The organism is Bacillus sp. MUM 13 (assembly GCF_001866725.1).
GTDB lineage: Bacteria > Bacillota > Bacilli > Bacillales > DSM-1321 > Peribacillus.
Genome location: NZ_MLYQ01000097.1, coordinates 14190 through 32336, shown reverse-complemented (window position 1 = coordinate 32336; position 18147 = coordinate 14190). Strand labels below are relative to the sequence as shown.

Sequence of the window (18147 nt, the reverse complement as noted above, 5' to 3'; positions counted from 1 at the left end):
ATGGGTTACGCTTTTTATAAGGTTAAAACAGCGTGAACCGCTTCAAGTATGGAAAGCATTGACGGAGAGTGAAATATGAAGATAATTGCAGGACTGGGCAACCCGGGAAAACAATATGAAAAAACAAGGCATAACATCGGCTTTGAAGCAATAGATGAATTATCAAGAAATTGGTCAATCCCTTTAGATCAGGCTAAGCATAAAGGAATATATGGATCTGGAAGTGTAAATGGAGAAAAGGTCATACTTCTTAAACCCCTTACATATATGAATTTATCTGGAGAATCCATTGGGGCAGTTATGGATTTTTTTAAACTGGAGGTCAATGATCTTGTCGTCCTGTATGATGATTTAGATTTGCCTGCAGGGAAAATCAGGCTGCGGCAAAAAGGAAGTGCAGGGGGACACAATGGAATAAAATCCACCATTGCCCATGTGGGCACCCAGGAGTTCAACCGAATCCGGATTGGTATTGGCAGGCCGGAAGGAAGAATACCTGTTACGGATTATGTCCTCGGCAGATTTACAAAGGAAGAGTGGCCAGTCATGAGCGAAGCAGTCGATAAAAGTGTGAATGCTTGTGAAGAATGGCTAAAAAAGCCGTTTCTTCAGGTAATGAATGAATTTAACTGATTGAAAAACCCTCCAATCGGAAGGTATCCGCAGCCATATGAATAAATCCCCCTTTTTTTGGTGAATACTAAACCATAAAAAGAGAGTAGGGGGTTAGCGATATGGCTCTCCATTATAATTGCAGACATTGCGGAATGAAGCTTGGAAGCATACACCAGCCGGTTTTGGATATAGAACAATTAGGTTTTGATAAACTTAATGATGAAGAACGCCAGGAAATGATTGTTTATGATTCTTCAGGAGATATATATGTTAAATCCATATGTGCAGATTGCCAGGAATCACTGCAAAAAAATCCTGGATTGCATCAAAATGATTATATTATTCATTAATGGAAATCAGCTTTGGGACAAATCCAAAGCATTTTTCCGTTTGCTTCAATTAGTTAAAGGCTCTTTTCATAAAGCTCTTTGCTTATAGTTTGTTGTTTTTTAATATGTTCTGTGGGTGATCCCGTTGTTAAACCGGGTTGATTGGAGTGTAAGGTGCGAAATCAGCCTCATTGTCCCATGGTAGCAAGTTTATGAAAATAGCCTAAGTTAATGACGCGTCCAGGCTGGATTCGTTTATTTCCTTTATGTGGTTTTGAAAAATGCCATTGGTATATACGCGTTAAAACTATAGAACGTACCTGGGAGCAATCCTTTGGACATATCATTTTATTTATTGAGAGGGGAGGGGCAGAGTGTGAAAGGATTGCAAAATCTGTTTTCCAAACACGAGGATGTCCGCTCATTAATAACGGGAATAGATGAGGGGTTAAGGGAGCAATTGGTTTCTGGATTATCTGGTTCTTCCAGGTCGGTGCTGATCGCTTCAGTTTATGCTGAAACAAAAAAATCTATCCTGGTGGTCACACATAACCTTCTGCAGGCACAGAAGCTTCAAGAGGATTTGTCCGGCTTCATTTCTGAGGAAGAATTATTTATATATCCGGCAAATGAGCTGATTGCTGCAGAACTTAGCGTTTCAAGTCCGGAGTTGAGAGCGCAGCGTGTAGAAGCACTGAACCATTGGACACATGGCAAAAAAGGAGTCATTATCGTACCGATTCCGGGATTAAGGAAGCTTCTTCCTCCGAAGGAGCTTTGGAAAAGGTATCAGCTCGATCTTAAGGTTGGCGAAGATATTGAAGTGGAGAACACCCTCCAGACTTTTGTTCATATGGGCTATTCAAGGGCGGAAATGGTTTCGTCTCCGGGCGAATTCAGCATCAGGGGCGGTATCATTGATATTTACCCGATTACTGAAAATAATCCTGTCAGGATAGAATTGTTTGATACCGAAATAGATTCCATACGGACCTTTTCACTCGAAGACCAGCGATCCATTGAGAGGCATCCAGCGGTTTCCATTGGTCCTGTTACTGAAACGCTATTAGAGCCCGCACATATTGACTCCATTATTGAAAAGCTAGAAAGCGGCTTAAGCAAAAGCCTGAAAAAAATAAAAAATGAAAAGACAAAGGAACAGCTGGTACAGAACATCGGGTATGAGTTAGAACAATTAAAAACTGGAAATCTGACGGATCAGATTTCAAAATACCTGAGCCTCGGCTATGAAAAACCAGCTAGTTTGATAGATTATATGCCCAGCGACGGCATTGTGTTTCTTGATGAAATCAGCCGTATTCAGGAAATAAGCGATTCCCTGGAAAAAGAAGAGGCAGAATGGTACACAAATCTGCTTGCAGAAGGCCAAATCATCCATGATGTCAAACTGGCCCACCGCTTGCCGGAGCTTATAGCAGGTTCTGACCGGCCGTTTATTTATTTATCCCTTTTCTTGCGCCATGTGCCACATACGAATCCCCAGAATATTATTAATTTCACCTGTAAGCAGATGCAAAATTTTCATGGCCAAATGAATGTGTTTAAAGCTGAAACCGACCGCTGGAAAAAAGGGAAATTTGCAGTGATTATTTTAGGCCCTGATGAAGAGCGGGTCAAGAAACTGCACAGGGTACTAGAAGACTACGAGATTGAAGCAGCCGAGTTCAAAAGAGGCAGCGAAATCCTTCCGGGGAAGGTGCAGATCGTCCAGGGAAGCCTGAATTCAGGTTTTGAACTGCCTATGCAAAAATACGCAGTCATAACAGAGCAGGAACTTTTTAATACAAAAGTGAAGAAAACGGCAAGAAGGCAAAAACTTACCAATGCCGAAAGAATAAAAAGTTATTCAGAATTAAAGACTGGCGATTATGTTGTTCACGTTAACCATGGAATCGGAAAATATCTCGGTATTGAGACTTTGAGCATAAATGGGGTTCATAAGGATTATCTCCATATTCGATACCAGGCTAACGATAAGCTTTATGTGCCTGTTGACCAAATAGATTTAGTGCAGAAATATGTCGGCTCCGAAGGGAAAGAACCCAAGCTTTATAAACTTGGCGGTTCGGACTGGAAAAGGGTTAAAAGCAAGGTGCAGTCTTCCGTTGAGGATATTGCCGATGATTTAATCAAGCTTTATGCAGAGCGGGAAGCTGCAAAGGGCTATGCGTTTTCACCTGATGGAGATTTGCAGAGGGAGTTTGAGACTGCTTTTCCATATAACGAAACAGAGGACCAGCTCAGGTCCATACTTGAAATCAAGAAAGACATGGAGCGTGAACGGCCAATGGACCGCCTGCTTTGCGGAGATGTCGGTTACGGAAAAACGGAGGTTGCCATCCGGGCTGCATTTAAGGCCATTATGGACGGAAAACAAGTCGCATTTTTAGTTCCGACAACCATTCTCGCACAGCAGCATTTTGAAACCCTTCAGGAAAGGTTTCAGGATTACCCGATTACCATTGGATTGATGAGCCGTTTCCGCTCTAAAAAGCAGCAGACTGAAACCACGAAGGGATTAAAGGCGGGGACTGTTGACATAGTAGTCGGCACACATCGCCTGCTTTCGAAGGATGTGCAGTACCGGGAGCTTGGTCTTTTGATCATTGATGAGGAGCAGCGCTTTGGTGTAACACATAAAGAGAAAATCAAAAAACTGAAAACAAACGTGGATGTGCTGACCTTAACAGCCACCCCAATTCCAAGAACCCTGCATATGTCCATGCTTGGCGTCAGGGACTTATCTGTCATTGAGACTCCGCCGGAGAACCGGTTCCCGATACAGACTTATGTCATGGAGTATAACGGTGGCCTGGTAAGAGAGGCGATAGAAAGGGAATTGGCGCGGGATGGGCAGGTTTACTTCCTTTACAACAGGGTAGAAGATATAGCAAGAAAAGCAGAAGAAATTTCCATGCTGGTGCCGGAAGCACGTGTAGCCTTTGCTCACGGGCAAATGACTGAACAGGAACTTGAATCGGTGATGGTTGGATTTCTCGATGGGGAATATGACGTGCTGGTAAGCACCACGATTATAGAAACCGGTGTGGATATTCCGAATGTTAACACCCTCATTGTTCATGATGCTGATAGAATGGGCCTTTCACAGCTTTATCAGCTGCGCGGCCGTGTAGGACGCTCAAACCGGGTAGCTTATGCTTTCTTTACCTATCGCAAGGACAAGGTATTGACAGAGGTTGCAGAAAAAAGGCTTCAATCCATCAAGGAATTCACTGAATTGGGTTCTGGTTTCAAGATTGCCATGCGGGACCTTTCCATTAGAGGAGCAGGCAACCTGCTTGGAGCAGAACAGCATGGGTTCATCGATTCTGTAGGTTTTGACTTGTATTCTCAGATGCTAAAAGAAGCTGTAGAAGCAAAACAGAATGATAAGCCGGCTGAGGAACGGGCTTCTATCGAAATCGACATTGAAATTGATGCTTATATTCCGGATTCATACATTTCTGATGGACATCAGAAGATTGAGATGTATAAAAGGTTCAGAGGAATTACTTCCATAGAGGAATTCCAGGAGCTTCAAGAGGAAATGCTGGATCGTTTTGGTGAATACCCTGATGAGGTAGCCTATTTATTTTTAATTGCAGAGATAAAGGTGTATGCTTTACAGGCGGGTATTGAAAGCATTAAACAATCCAAGCAGGATGTCACTATTTTAATTTCACAAAAAGAAAGCAGCAATATAGATGGTCAGAAGGTATTTCAGTTAAGTTCGAAATTTGGCCGCATGGTAGGTCTTGGAATGGATGGAAGCCGGATGAAATTAGTCCTTCATACCAAAGGCACTGTACAGGATAAGTGGCTGAATGTATTATTTGAGACTGTAAAAGGTTTGCAGCATGTCAGAAAAGCAGATCAAACAGTAAAAAAATAACAGTGCCTGCTGTTATTTAAAGATATGATGGTATTCTATTCAGAGAAAATATTTTAAAATAAAGAAAATTTTTTTCAAAGTGCATAGAACTTTCCATTAGAAAAATACTAAGTTTCACAGAGGTAATGATTCCTGCCAATTAAGGAAAGGTCATTATCAGAAATCAATTAAACGAAAGCGAGGCAACACAACATGAAAGCAACTGGTATAGTTCGCCGAATTGATGATCTAGGAAGAGTTGTAATCCCGAAAGAAATTCGCAGAACCCTTCGCATCAGAGAAGGAGATCCGCTTGAGATCTTTGTGGACAGAGATGGCGAAGTTATTTTAAAGAAATATTCTCCTATCAGTGAGCTTGGAGATTTTGCGAGAGAATATGCAGAAGCGCTTTTTGATAGCCTGGGCAATCCTATCTTGATCTGTGACCGTGATACATATATAGCGGTTGCGGGCGGTTCAAAGAAGGATTATTTAAACAAAAGCGTCAGTGAACTAGTGGAAAAAACAATGGATGAGCGCAATTCAATTCTTGTCACTGAAAAAGGCCAGATTACATTAGCGGATTCCAATGAAGAAGATGTACAGTCTTATACCATTGCTCCTATTGTTGCGAATGGAGATCCAATTGGTGCAGTTGTCATCTACTCTAAAGATAGCACAGTCGGAGAAGTTGAACATAAAGCTGTGGAAACGGCCGCAAGCTTCCTTGCCCGTCAAATGGAGCAATAATACAGACGACAATCTTATATATACCCCTTCTAAGGACAGCCTTTGGCTGTTCTTTTTTTGGAGCAATCATAGTGGCATCTTGACTGCCTGGGGAAAACCCTATCGCCCTTGAAAGAAGAGATCCCAACGAGGGGGGGCACGGGTACACAGCAGCTTTTCTAATTATGTTATAATACTACCACATATGTTGGAAGTGGGGTTCTGGGATGGCTGGTCAGCCTTTGGGTGCATCTAAGAGTTTTTTTCATGGAGCTTTAATTTTAAGCGTAGCTGCCCTTTTTATTAAAGTTTTAAGTGCGGCATATCGTATTCCTTATCAGAATATTGCCGGTGATATAGGGTTTTACATATTTCAGCAGGTGTATCCCTTTTATGGGATTGCAATAGCGTTGTCAACATTGGGATTTCCTGTCGTGATATCTAAATTAATTGCGGAATCTCAAAGCTCTGGACAGTATTTTTCTGCAAAAGAGATTGTTCAGACATCTTTTGCTGTAATCGGGCTGATTGGAGTATCGATTTTTATCGGGCTTTATTTCGGTTCAGACTGGATAGCGGATTCTATGAATGATCATAGGCTTGCGGGGCTTTTAAGAATGACAGCCTTCTACTTTTTGCTTATGCCTTTTTTGTCGGTTTTTAGAGGGTTTTATCAAGGGCGCCATGATATGATTCCCACTGCCGTTTCTCAGGTCCTGGAACAAATAATAAGAGTGGCAGGCATTCTGATCCTGTCTTTTATTCTCATTCACCAGGGAAAATCCTTATATGCAGCAGGAACAGGGGCAGTGTTCGCTTCGATTCTTGGCGGATTTGTCAGTCTTTTAATACTTGCAGGCTTTGTATTTTTCCGCAGTGATTGGGCTGATTTTCAGGGAGGAAGAGCTGCAAAGGGCTATTTTTTAAAAATCACAAAAGCTCTCCTGTTTGAGGGGTTTTCTTTTTGTCTGACAAGTCTCATTCTTGTTCTCGTACAGCTCGTTGATTCGCTTCACCTTTATTCCTTGTTGAAGGAATCTGGAATGGGGCAAATGGAGGCGAAAGAGTGGAAAGGGGTTTATGACCGGGGGCAGCCTCTCATTCAGCTGGGCACTGTTATCTCGAATTCGATTTCACTTTCTATGGTTCCCCTCATTTCCCGCTGTGTGAAAATGGGAAACAAAAAAGAATTGTATAATAAAATTAATCTTTCTCTCAGGTCGGCTGTTACAATTGGGGCAGCTGCATCGGCGGGTCTGATTTTCATAATAAAGCCGGCCAATTATATGCTGTTTACCGACACAAGAGGAACAGCCGCTTTAGGAATACTGGCTTTTTCAATCTTGTTTACTTCATTGATAATGGCAGAAGCTTCAGTATTGCAAAGTCTTGGGCGCACTGGGGCGACCGTATGGATTGTGTTTGCCGGTATCGCCTTTAAATGGCTGTTCAATCTGCTTTTGGTAAAGAGTTATGGAATTACCGGTGCAGCTCTTGCTTCCGTAGCTGCCTTTGCATTCATGTCACTTTTATTTTATGCTGTTTTAAAAGTAGAGCTTAAAAGCACGCTATTGGAGAAAAGGCATCTTTTTATTGTGTTGACAGGTCTGGCAGTTATGGCAGCAAGCTTAATGGCTGTAAATGGATTATTTCATCTGTTTTTTCAAGGCCAGCAGGTCAGCCGTGTTCTCGCAGCGTGCCAGTCGCTTGCGGGCGCCGGGATAGGAGGGGCTGTATTCATAGCCTATATCCTGCGCGCAAAACTGTTCAATAAAGAAGAACTGGGAATTCTGCCGATGGGTGATAAGCTTGCCAAGGTGATGCAGGATCATCATGAAAACTGAAATAAGGAGTACGTCTTTATGATAAATGAAATAGTAATAATCGGATTGGGCGCGGGGGATCTTGATCAGCTTCCTTTAGGAGTTTATAAATTACTGAAGAAGTCTTCAATGTGCTATGTCAGGACGATTGAGCATCCTGTTATCAGGGAACTGCAATCTGAAGGGATGGCATTTGAAAGCTTTGATGCTGTATATGAAAAGCACGATGGGTTCAGCGAGGTTTACGAGGAAATATCAGACATACTGCTGGATAAAGCAAAAAATGAACCGGTATTATATGCGGTTCCCGGCCATCCGATGGTCGCTGAAAAGACGGTGCAGCTCCTTTTGGAAAAGGGAGAAGAAAAAGGCATCAAGATTACAGTTTCCGGAGGCCAGAGTTTTCTGGATGCCCTTTTCCAGTCTGTTAAAATTGATCCGATTGAAGGGTTCCAGCTGCTGGATGGAACGGCATTAAAAGTGGAACAAATCCATATCGGGCAGCATATGATCATTGGCCAGGTATATGATGCATATGTCGCTTCTGATGTGAAATTGACTCTGATGGAAAAATTGCCGGATGATCATGAGGTTTTTATCGTTACGGCCGCGGGAAGTAAAGAAGAATCAGTCAGGAAGACTGTTTTGTATGAACTGGACCGGCATCTGGAGTTAAACAACCTGACAAGTGTATATGTACCTCCAGTGAAGGAAGAAGAGAAGAAATTCCGTGAGTTTTCAAAGCTAAAGCAAATCATTGCAAGGCTCAGAGGCCCCGGCGGATGTCCATGGGATCAAAAACAAACCCATGAAAGCCTGAAAACCTACCTGATAGAAGAAGTTTATGAGCTCATTGACGCCATTGACTCGGATGATGTCGAAGCAATGATAGGCGAACTTGGCGATGTACTGCTTCAGGTCATGCTTCATGCGCAGATTGGCGAAGATGAAGGCATGTTTTCTATCGAAGACGTGATTGAAGAGGTGATCTCAAAAATGGTCCGCCGCCATCCGCATGTATTTGGGGATGTGAAAGTCAATGGAGTCGAAGATGTCCTGGCAAATTGGCAGGATATAAAGGAAGCTGAAAAAGAAAGTGCACCGAAAACTAATTCCCTGCTTGATGACATAGGAAAAGCACTGCCGAACTTAATCAGAGCAAATGAATACCAGCGCAGGGCTGCTAATGCCGGATTTGATTGGGATCAGGTTTCTGAAGCATGGGACAAGGTTAAAGAAGAAGTACAGGAAGTAGAAGCCGAACTGTATGTTGCTAATAACAGGGAGCGTATAAAAGACGAACTTGGCGACCTCTTCTTTGCATTGGTAAACGTTACGAGGTTTTATGGTATTCAGGCAGAAGAAGCGGTGCATGCAGCAAATCAGAAATTCTACCGCAGATTTTCATATATAGAAGAGTGTGTGGCGCGTGATAATAAGCAATTCGCCGATTACTCTCTTGCCGAGCTGGACAGGTACTGGGATGAAGCAAAATCAAAAGGACTATAAAAGGAGCGAGGAAAGATGTCGATGAGATTGGATAAATTTCTAAAGGTTTCAAGATTGATAAAGCGCCGTACACTGGCAAAAGAAGTAGCAGATAAAGGGAGAATATCCATCAATGGGCTGCAGGCAAAAGCCAGCTCCAATGTAAAAACGGGCGATGAGCTTGCAGTGCAATTTGGCCAAAAGCGTGTAACGGTCCGGATTGAAAAAATTCAGGAAACTACCCGCAAAGAAGATGCGGCGGATATGTATACTGTAATAAAAGAAGAAAACCTCTCCCAGGATTGAATCATGGCTGATGAGGCTTGTTCTAATTTCCTGCAGGTGCACATATATATGAACAAACTGTGCTAATGTGGGGGATGAAAATGAGCCAATATTTAGATCCAGCCCAAAACAGCTCCAAAGGAAACATACCAGAACATGATGTAGTTATGAGAGGCCGCCGCTTACTGGAGATTACTGGTGTAAAACATGTGGAAAGTTTCGATAATGAGGAATTTTTGCTGGAGACTTCCATGGGTTTTCTGTCAATAAGGGGCCAAAACCTGCAGATGAAAAACCTGGACGTGGATAAAGGAATTGTATCAATAAAGGGAAAGATCTTTGATTTGATTTATTTAGATGAGCAATCAGGGGAGAAAGCTAAAGGATTCTTTGGCAAACTGTTCAAATGACACTTTCCACCCAATTCTATACACTGATTGCAATGATTGGAATGGGCAGCTGCTTTGGGGCTGCCCTGGATACTTACAATCTCTTTCTGAAAAGGTCCAAGCGACAGGGATGGATAATCTTCATCAATGATTTTCTTTTCTGGATTGTTCAGGCTCTAATCATATTTTATGTTCTTTTTACTGTTAATGAGGGTGAGCTTAGGCTATATTTATTTTTAGCACTTTTGTGCGGGTTTGCTGCATACCAAAGTCTATTTAAGGGTATGTACATGAGGGGTCTCAAAGCTTTCATTTTTGCAGTGGTTTCAGTGGCGCGGTTCGCGGGGAAATCCTTTAAGGCACTTATAATCTCGCCGATTACATGGATTTTATCCAGCATTCTGTTTTTGATCCTTGCAATTGGAAAAGCTGTCTATTTACTTTTAAAAGGGCTTTGCAAAAGTGTATTATTCATTTTGCTTATAATATTCAAGCCGTTTTTATGGATATTGAAAGGATTATGGAATATTTTGCCGAAATTTGTTACAAATAACGTCGGGAAGTCTTATAATATAGTTACAGGATTATCTGACAGGACAAAGAAGTTTATAATTAGGACCTTACATCGATGGAGAAATAAAAAGGAATAAGGAGTGGTAATAAAAATGGGAAGCCTCAGGAAAAAGAAAGTGGCTAAGTTAGAAACCCCGTATGTCTTCCAACAAGAAAAGAACGTTCAAACTGTGGAGAGAAAGCGAAAAGGATTGATTCGCCGGCTCACTTTTTATGCAGTTTGTGCAGCCATCCTTTCGGTCCTGGCAATCACTACACTCCTGACCCAAGCTGCAGCATTAGATAAGAAGGAACAGGAAAAAGCGGTGGTCCATAAAAAGCTTACGGCTCTCAAAAGCCGGGAATCTGATCTTCGTGAAGAGATTGTAAAACTGAATGATGATGATTATATTGCCAAATTGGCAAGACGTGATTACTTCCTATCTGATAAAGGGGAAATCATTTTTAATCTTCCGAAGAAAAAAAATCAGGACAGTGACTAATATTGACACTGTTTTTTTCTGTTCGCTATAATATAAGGTATATTGATTTTTTACTTTTCTAAGGAGGAGCATTTTTTTTATGTCAATCGAAGTAGGCAGCAAGTTACAAGGTAAAGTAACAGGCATTACTAATTTTGGAGCGTTTGTGGAATTACCTGGAGGAACTACTGGGCTTGTTCATATCAGCGAAGTGGCCGATAACTATGTGAAAGATATCAATGATCACCTTAAGGTCGGCGATCAAGTCGAAGTTAAGGTCATTAATGTTGATAAAGACGGAAAAATAGGACTTTCCATAAAAAAAGCCAAAGATAAGCCAGAAGGTCAATCTTCCTATAATCCGCGCCCCCGCCAAGGCAGAGGGAATGACAATCGTTCCAAAGACTTCCGTTCAAAAGGAAGTTTTGTGCCTAAAGAAAACTTTGAACAAAAAATGGCTCGTTTCTTAAAAGATAGTGAAGACCGTTTATCTTCCCTCAAACGCAGCACCGAAACCAAGCGGGGAGGAAGAGGAGGAAGACGGAGCTGAACTGCTGCTGAAAATATGATTATGGCAATTTTCCCTGCGAATAATTTACCTATAGATAGAGACATACTCCTGGGCCTGTCTTCTTTACTGGATCCAAAAAGAAATCCCCGCTGTAAGGCAGCGGGGATTTCTTTTTCATATTTTAAGGATGACCCATACGGGATTCGAACCCGTGTTACCGCCGTGAAAGGGCGGTGTCTTAACCGCTTGACCAATGGGCCGCAATGAGGATAGCGGCAGAGGGGATCGAACCCCCGACCTCACGGGTATGAACCGTACGCTCTAGCCAGCTGAGCTACGCCGCCATAATATTATCAAAAGCACAAGTTATATCTTACCGTCCTTAAGGCTAAATGTCAATAAAAAAATATAATTTGTCGGTATTTTATAGTTTTCAATTTATTCCTGGTTTTTTGTGCAAAAATCAGATAAAAAGATTGGTTTTAAGCAGAAATCTGGGAACGGGTGTTTTGAAATCAGCTCATTCCTTTCAGAATGATGTATAGATATGAATCATCTGGGAGAATCACGTCGAACATTTCTTTTTTGCGGACTCAGAATTGTGACAAAAAATTAAAAACCATTTACTTATAATGAAACACAATAAAAGAAATGGGGAGTGTTACAAATGGAAAAGATTGAACGGAATATGATAGAGCCGATTGCTGATGTAAATATACACGAAGCAAAGGCGGGGGCCATCAATTGGATCCATAAACTGCAGGCGAAGAGTGAAGACTTTTTTCTGAAAAAAGGCATATCTTTGGCTATAATAGGTTTTTTGCTGGGACGGGCCCTTATTCTTTCAGAGCTTTCTCCATTTGGCCTTCCATTTTTTGCAGCCGTTTTTTTAATGCGGCGTGACCGTGCTCCGCTTGCTTTAATTGGATTACTGGCAGGTGCTGCTACGGTCGGCATATCAAATAGCATAAAATTAGTAGTATCGTCCTTTTTGCTGATGTTTATGATCAAAATGAAAAATCCGGGAACGGAAGGACAATTTAAAACAACGTCCATATATGTTTTCATTTCCCTTTCGCTCGTTAACATAGCAGAGCAGTATATCATACACCGCAGCATTCAATTGTATGATGGGCTGATGATAGGTGTAGAAGCCGGACTTGCCATGATTTTGACTCTTATCTTTATACAGTCCATCCCCTTACTGGCAGTAAGAAAAAAAACCCAATCATTTAAAACGGAAGAAATTGTCTGCATCATAATCCTGCTTGCCTCCGTAATGACAGGTACAATCGGATGGAAAATTCATGGTTTATCTGTTGAACACGTTTTGTCCAGGTACCTTGTCCTCCTCTTCGGCATGGCAGGGGGCGCAGCCATCGGCTCAACAGTGGGTGTAGTGACAGGGCTGATCTTCAGTCTTGCAAGTGTAGCAAGTCTGTATCAGATGAGCCTGCTTGCATTTTCCGGCCTTCTTGGCGGCCTGCTGAAGGATGGCAAAAGAATAGGTGTTTCATTCGGCCTGCTGATTGCCACTCTCCTGATTGGCTTATATGGAGAAGGGACAAATAATGTCACTGTTACATTATATGAATCTGTTATCGCAGTTCTGTTGTTCACACTGACTCCCTATGCGATTATTGCAGGCATCGCAAGGCATATTCCAGGAACAGCAGAGCATTCCACAGAACAGCAGCAGTATGCAAGGAAGGTGAGGGATGTAACCGCTCAGCGGGTTGCCCAATTTTCTAATGTTTTTGAGGCGCTATCCAATAGCTTCACCCAAATGGATGAAAGGGGCCGTCATGAAGAAGATGAAAAGGAACTGGATTACTTCCTGAGTAACGTAACGGAAAAAACGTGCCAGCTATGCTTCAAAAAAGATCAATGCTGGACAAAGAATTTTGATGCCACCTATGAAGGAATGCAGGATATCATGCTGCAATTAAGCGAAAACCAAGGCCAGCTCTCACAGAATACAGCAAGGGAATGGGGGAAATACTGCAGCAAAAGCCCCCAGGTTATTGCCGCTATTTCGCAAGAACTGATGTATTACCAGGCAAACCAGAAATTAAAGAAGCAGGTGCATGAAAGCAGGAAACTGGTTGCTGACCAGCTCCGGGGTGTATCTGCCGTTATGGATGATTTTGCAAAAGAAATTCAAAGGGAGCGCCAGAACCATCATCAGCAGGAAGAACTGATCATGGAGGCTATACAGGATTTTGGCCTTCATGTAGGAAATATTGAAATTTATAGTCTTGAACAGGGAAATGTTGATATAGAAATGAATATCCCCTACTGCCAGGGACGCGGGGAAGCTGAAAAATTGATTGCTCCCATGCTATCGGACATCCTAGGCGAGACAATTGTTGTCCACACGGAAGAATGTTCTGAATATCCTGATGGACAATGTGAGGTGACCTTCCGTTCAGCCAAGAAATTTACGGTGGAAACAGGGGTCGCACATGCCGCTAAAGGCGGAGGGCTGGTATCCGGTGACAGCTTCACAACAATGGAAATCGGCTGCGGAAAATATGCGATTGCCATAAGTGATGGGATGGGGAACGGTGAGCGTGCACACTTTGAAAGCAGGGAAACCCTCAAACTGCTCCAAAAATTCCTGGTATCTGGAATTGAAGAGAAAATCGCCATAAAATCGGTCAATTCTGTATTATCACTGCGCACAACAGATGAAATTTTTTCTACATTAGATTTGGCGATGATTGACCTGCAGGATGCCAAAGCCAGGTTCTTAAAAATTTGTTCCATTCCCAGCTATATTAAAAGAGGTGATAAGTTAATTAAGGTAGAGTCCAGCAATTTGCCGATGGGCATTATACAAGATTTGGATGTGGATGTGGTGACGGAAGAACTGAAAGCAGGAGATATCCTGATCATGATGAGTGACGGTGTTTTTGAAGGACCTAATTTAGTGGAAAACTTCGAGTTCTGGATGAAGAGGAAAATCAAGGAGCTTCAAACAGATGATCCTCAGGAGATATCTGATTTGATTTTGGAGGAAGTGATTCGGGCAAAGGGAATGATTGATGACGATATGACGATTGTAACAGCAAAAATTAAGCATAACACACCAAAGTGGGCTACGATTCCGGTTCAGCCCCGCAGAAAAAAAGCACAGTAAAATAAAGGTGCCTCCCTTAAGGGTGTTTATATAGAAGTATAAATTCTCTCTTTTTCGTCGAAGATGGTAACACATTTGGATAGGAAGGGAGAATCATATGGAACTAGGAACTTTACGCCAGATATTGCTTATTACCGATGGATGTTCGAACCAGGGACAAGACCCCGCTGCCATGGCTGCTCTTGCACGCGAGCAGGGGATTACTGTAAATGTTATAGGAGTCATGGAGAACGATACGATTAATGAGCAGGGCTTGCAGGAAATAGAAGCTATAGCTTCTTCCGGAGGCGGGGTCAGTCAAATCGTCTACGCACAGCAGCTTTCCCAAACCGTGCAAATGGTTACCCGAAAGGCAATGACTCAAACCATTCAGGGAGTAGTAAATAAAGAACTTCAGCAAATCTTAGGGAAGTCGAGCACGATGGAGGATCTTTCTCCGGACAAGCGCGGCGAAGTGATGGAAGTAGTCGATGAGTTAGGAGAAACGAGCAAGCTGGATGTGCTGATTCTTGTCGATACAAGCGCAAGTATGAAGCACAAGCTACCGACCGTAAAAGATGCGCTTCTGGATCTATCCCTCAGCATGAATGCCCGTATGGGTGATAATCGGTTTTCGGTTTTCGTATTTCCCGGGAAAAGGAAAGATGTCGAAAAATTGCTGGATTGGACTCCGAAATTAGAAGTTCTGACTAAAATATTCCCTAAGCTTACAACTGGAGGGATAACACCAACAGGACCAGCCATTGCGGAGGCGCTGGATTACTTTAATAAAAAACGTTCATTAAGGGGTTTGTTATCACATGATGATGAACAATACTTTGAGGAATCAATGTAATATACCGCCCGGGAGCATTATCACTGGAAAATGGAATAAAAACCAATACAAGGTGATAAGGGAGTTAGGGAATGGGGCTAATGGAATTGTTTATCTGGCTGAAAACAATAAAACCTTATTTGCTTTAAAGATAAGTGATAACGGTGCATCCATTATTTCAGAGATGAATATTCTCAAAGAGTTTTCCAAGGCCCAGGGCTCTGCTCTAGGGCCTTCCTTCGTGGAGGCAGATGATTGGATGAAGAACGGAAAGCCGATTTCTTTTTATGTTATGGAGTATATTAAGGGGGAGGGATTTCTGGAATTCATCCAAAAGAAAGGCCCGTCATGGACCGGCATTCTCATGCTGCAGCTTCTTGCAAGTTTAGAATCCTTACATAAACAAGGCTGGGTGTTTGGCGACTTGAAACCAGAAAATCTGATTGTAGCTTCTCCTTCAAGCAAAGTACGCTGTGTGGATGTGGGAGGAACAACAAAACAAGGGAGATCGATCAAAGAATTTACCGAGTTTTTTGACCGCGGGTATTGGGGGCTGGGGTCGAGGAAAGCAGATCCCAAATATGATTTGTTCGCTGTGGCCATGATTATCATCAATTCGGCATATCCTGCACGTTTTTCAAGAAATGGAGAAGGGTATAAACAGCTAAGCGAGGCCATCATGCAAAAAAAAGAATTGCGCCCACTCAAATCAATTCTAGAAGATGCTTTGCACGGCAGGTTTTCTGCTGCTTCAGAAATGAGGGACCGTCTAATCGGAATTCTTAGCCAAAGGGAAAAAACTGCAGGCACAGCAATAAAGAAACAAGTGAATTCACCCGGGAAACCGCCTGCATCCTCCAGGACGAAAAGAAAACGGGCAGCTAACAAAAAAGGGAAAGGCGGATTTGTTGAAACATGCCTGCTGGTTGCTGTTGTCTCACTGTTATATGTTCTTTATATTTACGAACAATTCTTATGATATAGTTAAAAGATGTTTTCACAGTTAATATTTATTTATTTTGAAACCATTTTGCTTTTTACTCGTATTATAAGGACCAGCCCATATTGAACGATATATGGGGTCTGAAAAGGAAGATCATTATGTTTGAGAAAAAAATCCTCGGGGCTATCAGCAAGCATCGCCTGATTCCCGAAAAATCGAAACTGCTGGTTGGCATCTCCGGAGGGCCGGATTCATTGGTTCTGCTTCACTTTTTAAAATCTGTCAGAGAACTGCTGGAAATTGAATTAACAGCAGCTCATATTGACCATATGATTAGAGGTGAAGAATCCTATCAGGATTATCTCTTTGTTAAGAGAATATGCAAAGCATGGAACATTCCGTTTGAGGGTAAAAGGATCAATGTCCCCGTGCGTATGCAAAAAACAGGAGAAAGCACTGAATTGGCAGCAAGAACTGCACGGTATGCTTTTTTTGATGAAGTAATTAGAAGGAATGAGCTGGACCTTTTGGTTCTAGGGCATCACGCCGATGACCAGATTGAAACCATGCTGATGAGAATGGCTAGGGGAGCCACAGGCAAGGCCAGGGGAGGCATACCTGTCATAAGGGCATTTGGAAAAGCAAAGCTTGTCAGGCCATTCCTTGCGGTTTCCAAGGAAGAAATTATGCAATATGCAAGGAGGCATGAGCTCGAGCCAAGAATCGATCCGAGCAACGAACAGGACATTTATACAAGAAATCGTTTCAGGCACTCGATGCTGCCCTTTTTGAAGAAAGAAAACCCAAAAGTCCATGAGCATTTCCAGCGGCTCAGTGAAGAAATATATGATGATGAACAGTTTCTTTTGGATATGGCCAGGGATAAATTGGACACGATACTGCTGGAACAAAATCAGGACTTTTCATCAGTTGATATAAGGCAGTTCTTCACAGTGCCTAAGCCTTTACAAAGAAGGATGATTCAACTAATATTAAACTATCTTTATATAGAGAGACCTTCATCGCTTTCAGCATTACATATTGACCAGCTTTTCGCTTTGTTTTCAAATCCTCACCCATCCGCTGAATTGCATCTTCCGGAAGGGCTGATTGCGGAAAAATCCTATGGCACTTGCTTTTTTCGTTTTTTTTCAAATCAGGCTCCTGAATATTCCGTGGTTCTGGAAATTCCCGGTGATACTTTTCTTCCGAATGGATATAAAATTAAAGCGCAATATATAGAAGAAGAAATTCCAAAAACGATTGGAAACCATTCTTTTATCTTCGAATCCGACAAGCTGCGCCTTCCTCTCATTGCCCGGACAAGAAGCAATGGAGACAGGATGGCAGTCAAGGGATCAGGAGGCACAAAAAAGCTGAAGGATATTTTCATTAACGAAAAGATTCCGATGTCACAACGTAATGCGTGGCCGATCGTAACAGATCAAGCGGGGGAAATTATCTGGCTGCCTGGACTTAAAAAGTCGAACAGGGAGTTTGATGGTGCAACTGATGAAATGTCTTTAATTTATTTAGAATATACAAGCATAGATCTTCTGGGGGGCAAACAATCACAATGACGATGCAAAATGACATTGAAAAAGTGCTAATTACTGAGGAAGAAATTCAAGGGAAAATCAGAGAGTTAGCGGCACAGCTAGAAAAGGATTATAGCGAAAGCTTTCCGCTGGCCATTGGTGTTTTAAAAGGAGCCATGCCTTTTATGGCAGACTTGTTAAAGCGGATTGATGCACATTTGGAAATGGATTTCATGGATGTTTCGAGCTACGGGAATTCAACGGTTTCTTCAGGGGAAGTCAAAATCATAAAAGATTTGGACACTTCTGTTGAAGGAAGGGATATCCTTATCATCGAGGATATCATCGACAGCGGTTTAACGCTCAGCTACCTGGTGGAATTATTCCGCTACAGAAAAGCAAAAACCATTAAAATTGTTACTCTTTTGGATAAGCCTACAGGAAGAAAGGCTGATCTGAAACCGGATTATACAGGATTCATCGTTCCGGATGAATTTGTTGTCGGATACGGTCTTGATTATGCAGAAAGATATCGCAACCTGCCGTATATCGGGGTGCTGAAGCCTGAAATATACGAAAATAAGTAATGCAGGCCTTTGGCTTTGCTGCAATTTG

At 42.2% G+C, this 18147-nt stretch carries 16 protein-coding genes and 2 tRNA genes; 16 read left to right on the top strand and 2 right to left on the bottom strand.

Annotated elements, in window-relative coordinates:
* Positions 1-75: 75 nt before the first annotated feature.
* From pth to BIV59_RS18905, 11 genes are all read left to right on the top strand, one after another.
* A complete protein-coding gene (pth, locus tag BIV59_RS18955) occupies positions 76-633 on the top strand; it encodes an aminoacyl-tRNA hydrolase (RefSeq protein WP_071353020.1) in 558 nt (185 codons plus the stop codon).
* A gap of 101 nt (positions 634-734) precedes the next feature.
* Positions 735-965, top strand: coding sequence for an anti-sigma-F factor Fin (fin, locus tag BIV59_RS18950; RefSeq protein ID WP_071353019.1), 231 nt, complete (start codon positions 735-737; stop codon positions 963-965).
* Between the two features lie 355 nt (positions 966-1320).
* Positions 1321-4857: a transcription-repair coupling factor gene (gene mfd / locus BIV59_RS18945; RefSeq protein ID WP_071353018.1), complete on the top strand. Its 3537-nt coding sequence runs from the start codon at positions 1321-1323 to the stop codon at positions 4855-4857.
* Between the two features lie 192 nt (positions 4858-5049).
* The gene (spoVT, locus tag BIV59_RS18940; RefSeq protein WP_071353017.1) at positions 5050-5586 is read left to right on the top strand and encodes a stage V sporulation protein T; all 537 of its coding nucleotides are present in this window, start codon (positions 5050-5052) and stop codon (positions 5584-5586) included.
* A 206-nt stretch (positions 5587-5792) separates the two neighbouring features.
* The gene (locus tag BIV59_RS18935) at positions 5793-7409 is read left to right on the top strand and encodes a putative polysaccharide biosynthesis protein (protein WP_071353016.1); all 1617 of its coding nucleotides are present in this window, start codon (positions 5793-5795) and stop codon (positions 7407-7409) included.
* An 18-nt stretch (positions 7410-7427) separates the two neighbouring features.
* Positions 7428-8897, top strand: coding sequence for a bifunctional methyltransferase/pyrophosphohydrolase YabN (yabN, locus tag BIV59_RS18930; RefSeq protein WP_071353015.1), 1470 nt, complete (start codon positions 7428-7430; stop codon positions 8895-8897).
* Positions 8898-8918: 21 nt separating this feature from the next.
* The gene (locus tag BIV59_RS18925; protein WP_071353051.1) at positions 8919-9182 is read left to right on the top strand and encodes an RNA-binding S4 domain-containing protein; all 264 of its coding nucleotides are present in this window, start codon (positions 8919-8921) and stop codon (positions 9180-9182) included.
* An 80-nt stretch (positions 9183-9262) separates the two neighbouring features.
* A complete protein-coding gene (yabP, locus tag BIV59_RS18920) occupies positions 9263-9571 on the top strand; it encodes a sporulation protein YabP (protein ID WP_071353014.1) in 309 nt (102 codons plus the stop codon).
* Positions 9568-10200: a spore cortex biosynthesis protein YabQ gene (gene yabQ / locus BIV59_RS18915; protein ID WP_071353013.1), complete on the top strand. Its 633-nt coding sequence runs from the start codon at positions 9568-9570 to the stop codon at positions 10198-10200. Before yabP ends, yabQ begins: the two co-directional genes overlap by 4 nt.
* Positions 10201-10239: 39 nt before the next feature.
* Entirely contained in the window at positions 10240-10605 is a 366-nt protein-coding gene (locus BIV59_RS18910; RefSeq protein WP_346417434.1) for an FtsB family cell division protein, read from the top strand.
* A gap of 79 nt (positions 10606-10684) precedes the next feature.
* Entirely contained in the window at positions 10685-11134 is a 450-nt protein-coding gene (locus BIV59_RS18905; protein WP_071353011.1) for a S1 domain-containing RNA-binding protein, read from the top strand.
* Positions 11135-11283: 149 nt separating this feature from the next.
* Here the strand turns inward: BIV59_RS18905 and BIV59_RS18900 are convergent.
* Positions 11284-11355 (bottom strand) — tRNA-Glu (locus BIV59_RS18900).
* A 10-nt stretch (positions 11356-11365) separates the two neighbouring features.
* Positions 11366-11439: transfer RNA gene (locus BIV59_RS18895), tRNA-Met, on the bottom strand.
* A 323-nt stretch (positions 11440-11762) separates the two neighbouring features.
* On the opposite strand from BIV59_RS18895, the gene spoIIE reads away from it, so the two are divergent.
* From spoIIE to hpt, 5 genes are all read left to right on the top strand, one after another.
* Positions 11763-14237 carry a stage II sporulation protein E gene (gene spoIIE, locus BIV59_RS18890; RefSeq protein WP_071353010.1) on the top strand — a complete coding sequence of 825 codons (2475 nt, stop codon included), beginning with the start codon at positions 11763-11765 and terminating at the stop codon, positions 14235-14237.
* Positions 14238-14334: 97 nt separating this feature from the next.
* Positions 14335-15072, top strand: a complete 738-nt coding sequence (locus BIV59_RS18885) for a vWA domain-containing protein (RefSeq protein ID WP_071353009.1) — start codon at positions 14335-14337, stop codon at positions 15070-15072.
* Positions 15038-16030, top strand: a complete 993-nt coding sequence (locus tag BIV59_RS18880; RefSeq protein ID WP_481747450.1) for a protein kinase domain-containing protein — start codon at positions 15038-15040, stop codon at positions 16028-16030. The genes BIV59_RS18885 and BIV59_RS18880 overlap by 35 nt, the downstream gene beginning before the upstream one ends.
* Positions 16031-16152: 122 nt before the next feature.
* Complete coding sequence (tilS, locus tag BIV59_RS18875; RefSeq protein ID WP_071353008.1) at positions 16153-17574, top strand: tRNA lysidine(34) synthetase TilS; 1422 nt, start codon at positions 16153-16155, stop codon at positions 17572-17574.
* A 2-nt stretch (positions 17575-17576) separates the two neighbouring features.
* Positions 17577-18119 carry a hypoxanthine phosphoribosyltransferase gene (gene hpt / locus BIV59_RS18870; protein WP_071353049.1) on the top strand — a complete coding sequence of 181 codons (543 nt, stop codon included), beginning with the start codon at positions 17577-17579 and terminating at the stop codon, positions 18117-18119.
* Positions 18120-18147 lie beyond the last annotated feature (28 nt).

Excerpts from the sequence above, each read along its gene's own strand:
- pth (WP_071353020.1), top strand. The coding sequence starts at position 76 with ATGAAGATAATTGCAGGACTGGGCAACCCGGGAAAACAATATGAAAAA.
- fin (WP_071353019.1), top strand. The coding sequence starts at position 735 with ATGGCTCTCCATTATAATTGCAGACATTGCGGAATGAAGCTTGGAAGC.
- spoVT (WP_071353017.1), top strand. The coding sequence starts at position 5,050 with ATGAAAGCAACTGGTATAGTTCGCCGAATTGATGATCTAGGAAGAGTT.
- BIV59_RS18935 (WP_071353016.1), top strand. The coding sequence starts at position 5,793 with ATGGCTGGTCAGCCTTTGGGTGCATCTAAGAGTTTTTTTCATGGAGCT.
- yabN (WP_071353015.1), top strand. The coding sequence starts at position 7,428 with ATGATAAATGAAATAGTAATAATCGGATTGGGCGCGGGGGATCTTGAT.
- BIV59_RS18925 (WP_071353051.1), top strand. The coding sequence starts at position 8,919 with ATGAGATTGGATAAATTTCTAAAGGTTTCAAGATTGATAAAGCGCCGT.
- yabP (WP_071353014.1), top strand. The coding sequence starts at position 9,263 with ATGAGCCAATATTTAGATCCAGCCCAAAACAGCTCCAAAGGAAACATA.
- yabQ (WP_071353013.1), top strand. The coding sequence starts at position 9,568 with ATGACACTTTCCACCCAATTCTATACACTGATTGCAATGATTGGAATG.
- BIV59_RS18905 (WP_071353011.1), top strand. The coding sequence starts at position 10,685 with ATGTCAATCGAAGTAGGCAGCAAGTTACAAGGTAAAGTAACAGGCATT.
- spoIIE (WP_071353010.1), top strand. The coding sequence starts at position 11,763 with ATGGAAAAGATTGAACGGAATATGATAGAGCCGATTGCTGATGTAAAT.
- BIV59_RS18885 (WP_071353009.1), top strand. The coding sequence starts at position 14,335 with ATGGAACTAGGAACTTTACGCCAGATATTGCTTATTACCGATGGATGT.
- BIV59_RS18880 (WP_481747450.1), top strand. The coding sequence starts at position 15,038 with ATGATGATGAACAATACTTTGAGGAATCAATGTAATATACCGCCCGGG.
- tilS (WP_071353008.1), top strand. The coding sequence starts at position 16,153 with ATGTTTGAGAAAAAAATCCTCGGGGCTATCAGCAAGCATCGCCTGATT.
- hpt (WP_071353049.1), top strand. The coding sequence starts at position 17,577 with ATGCAAAATGACATTGAAAAAGTGCTAATTACTGAGGAAGAAATTCAA.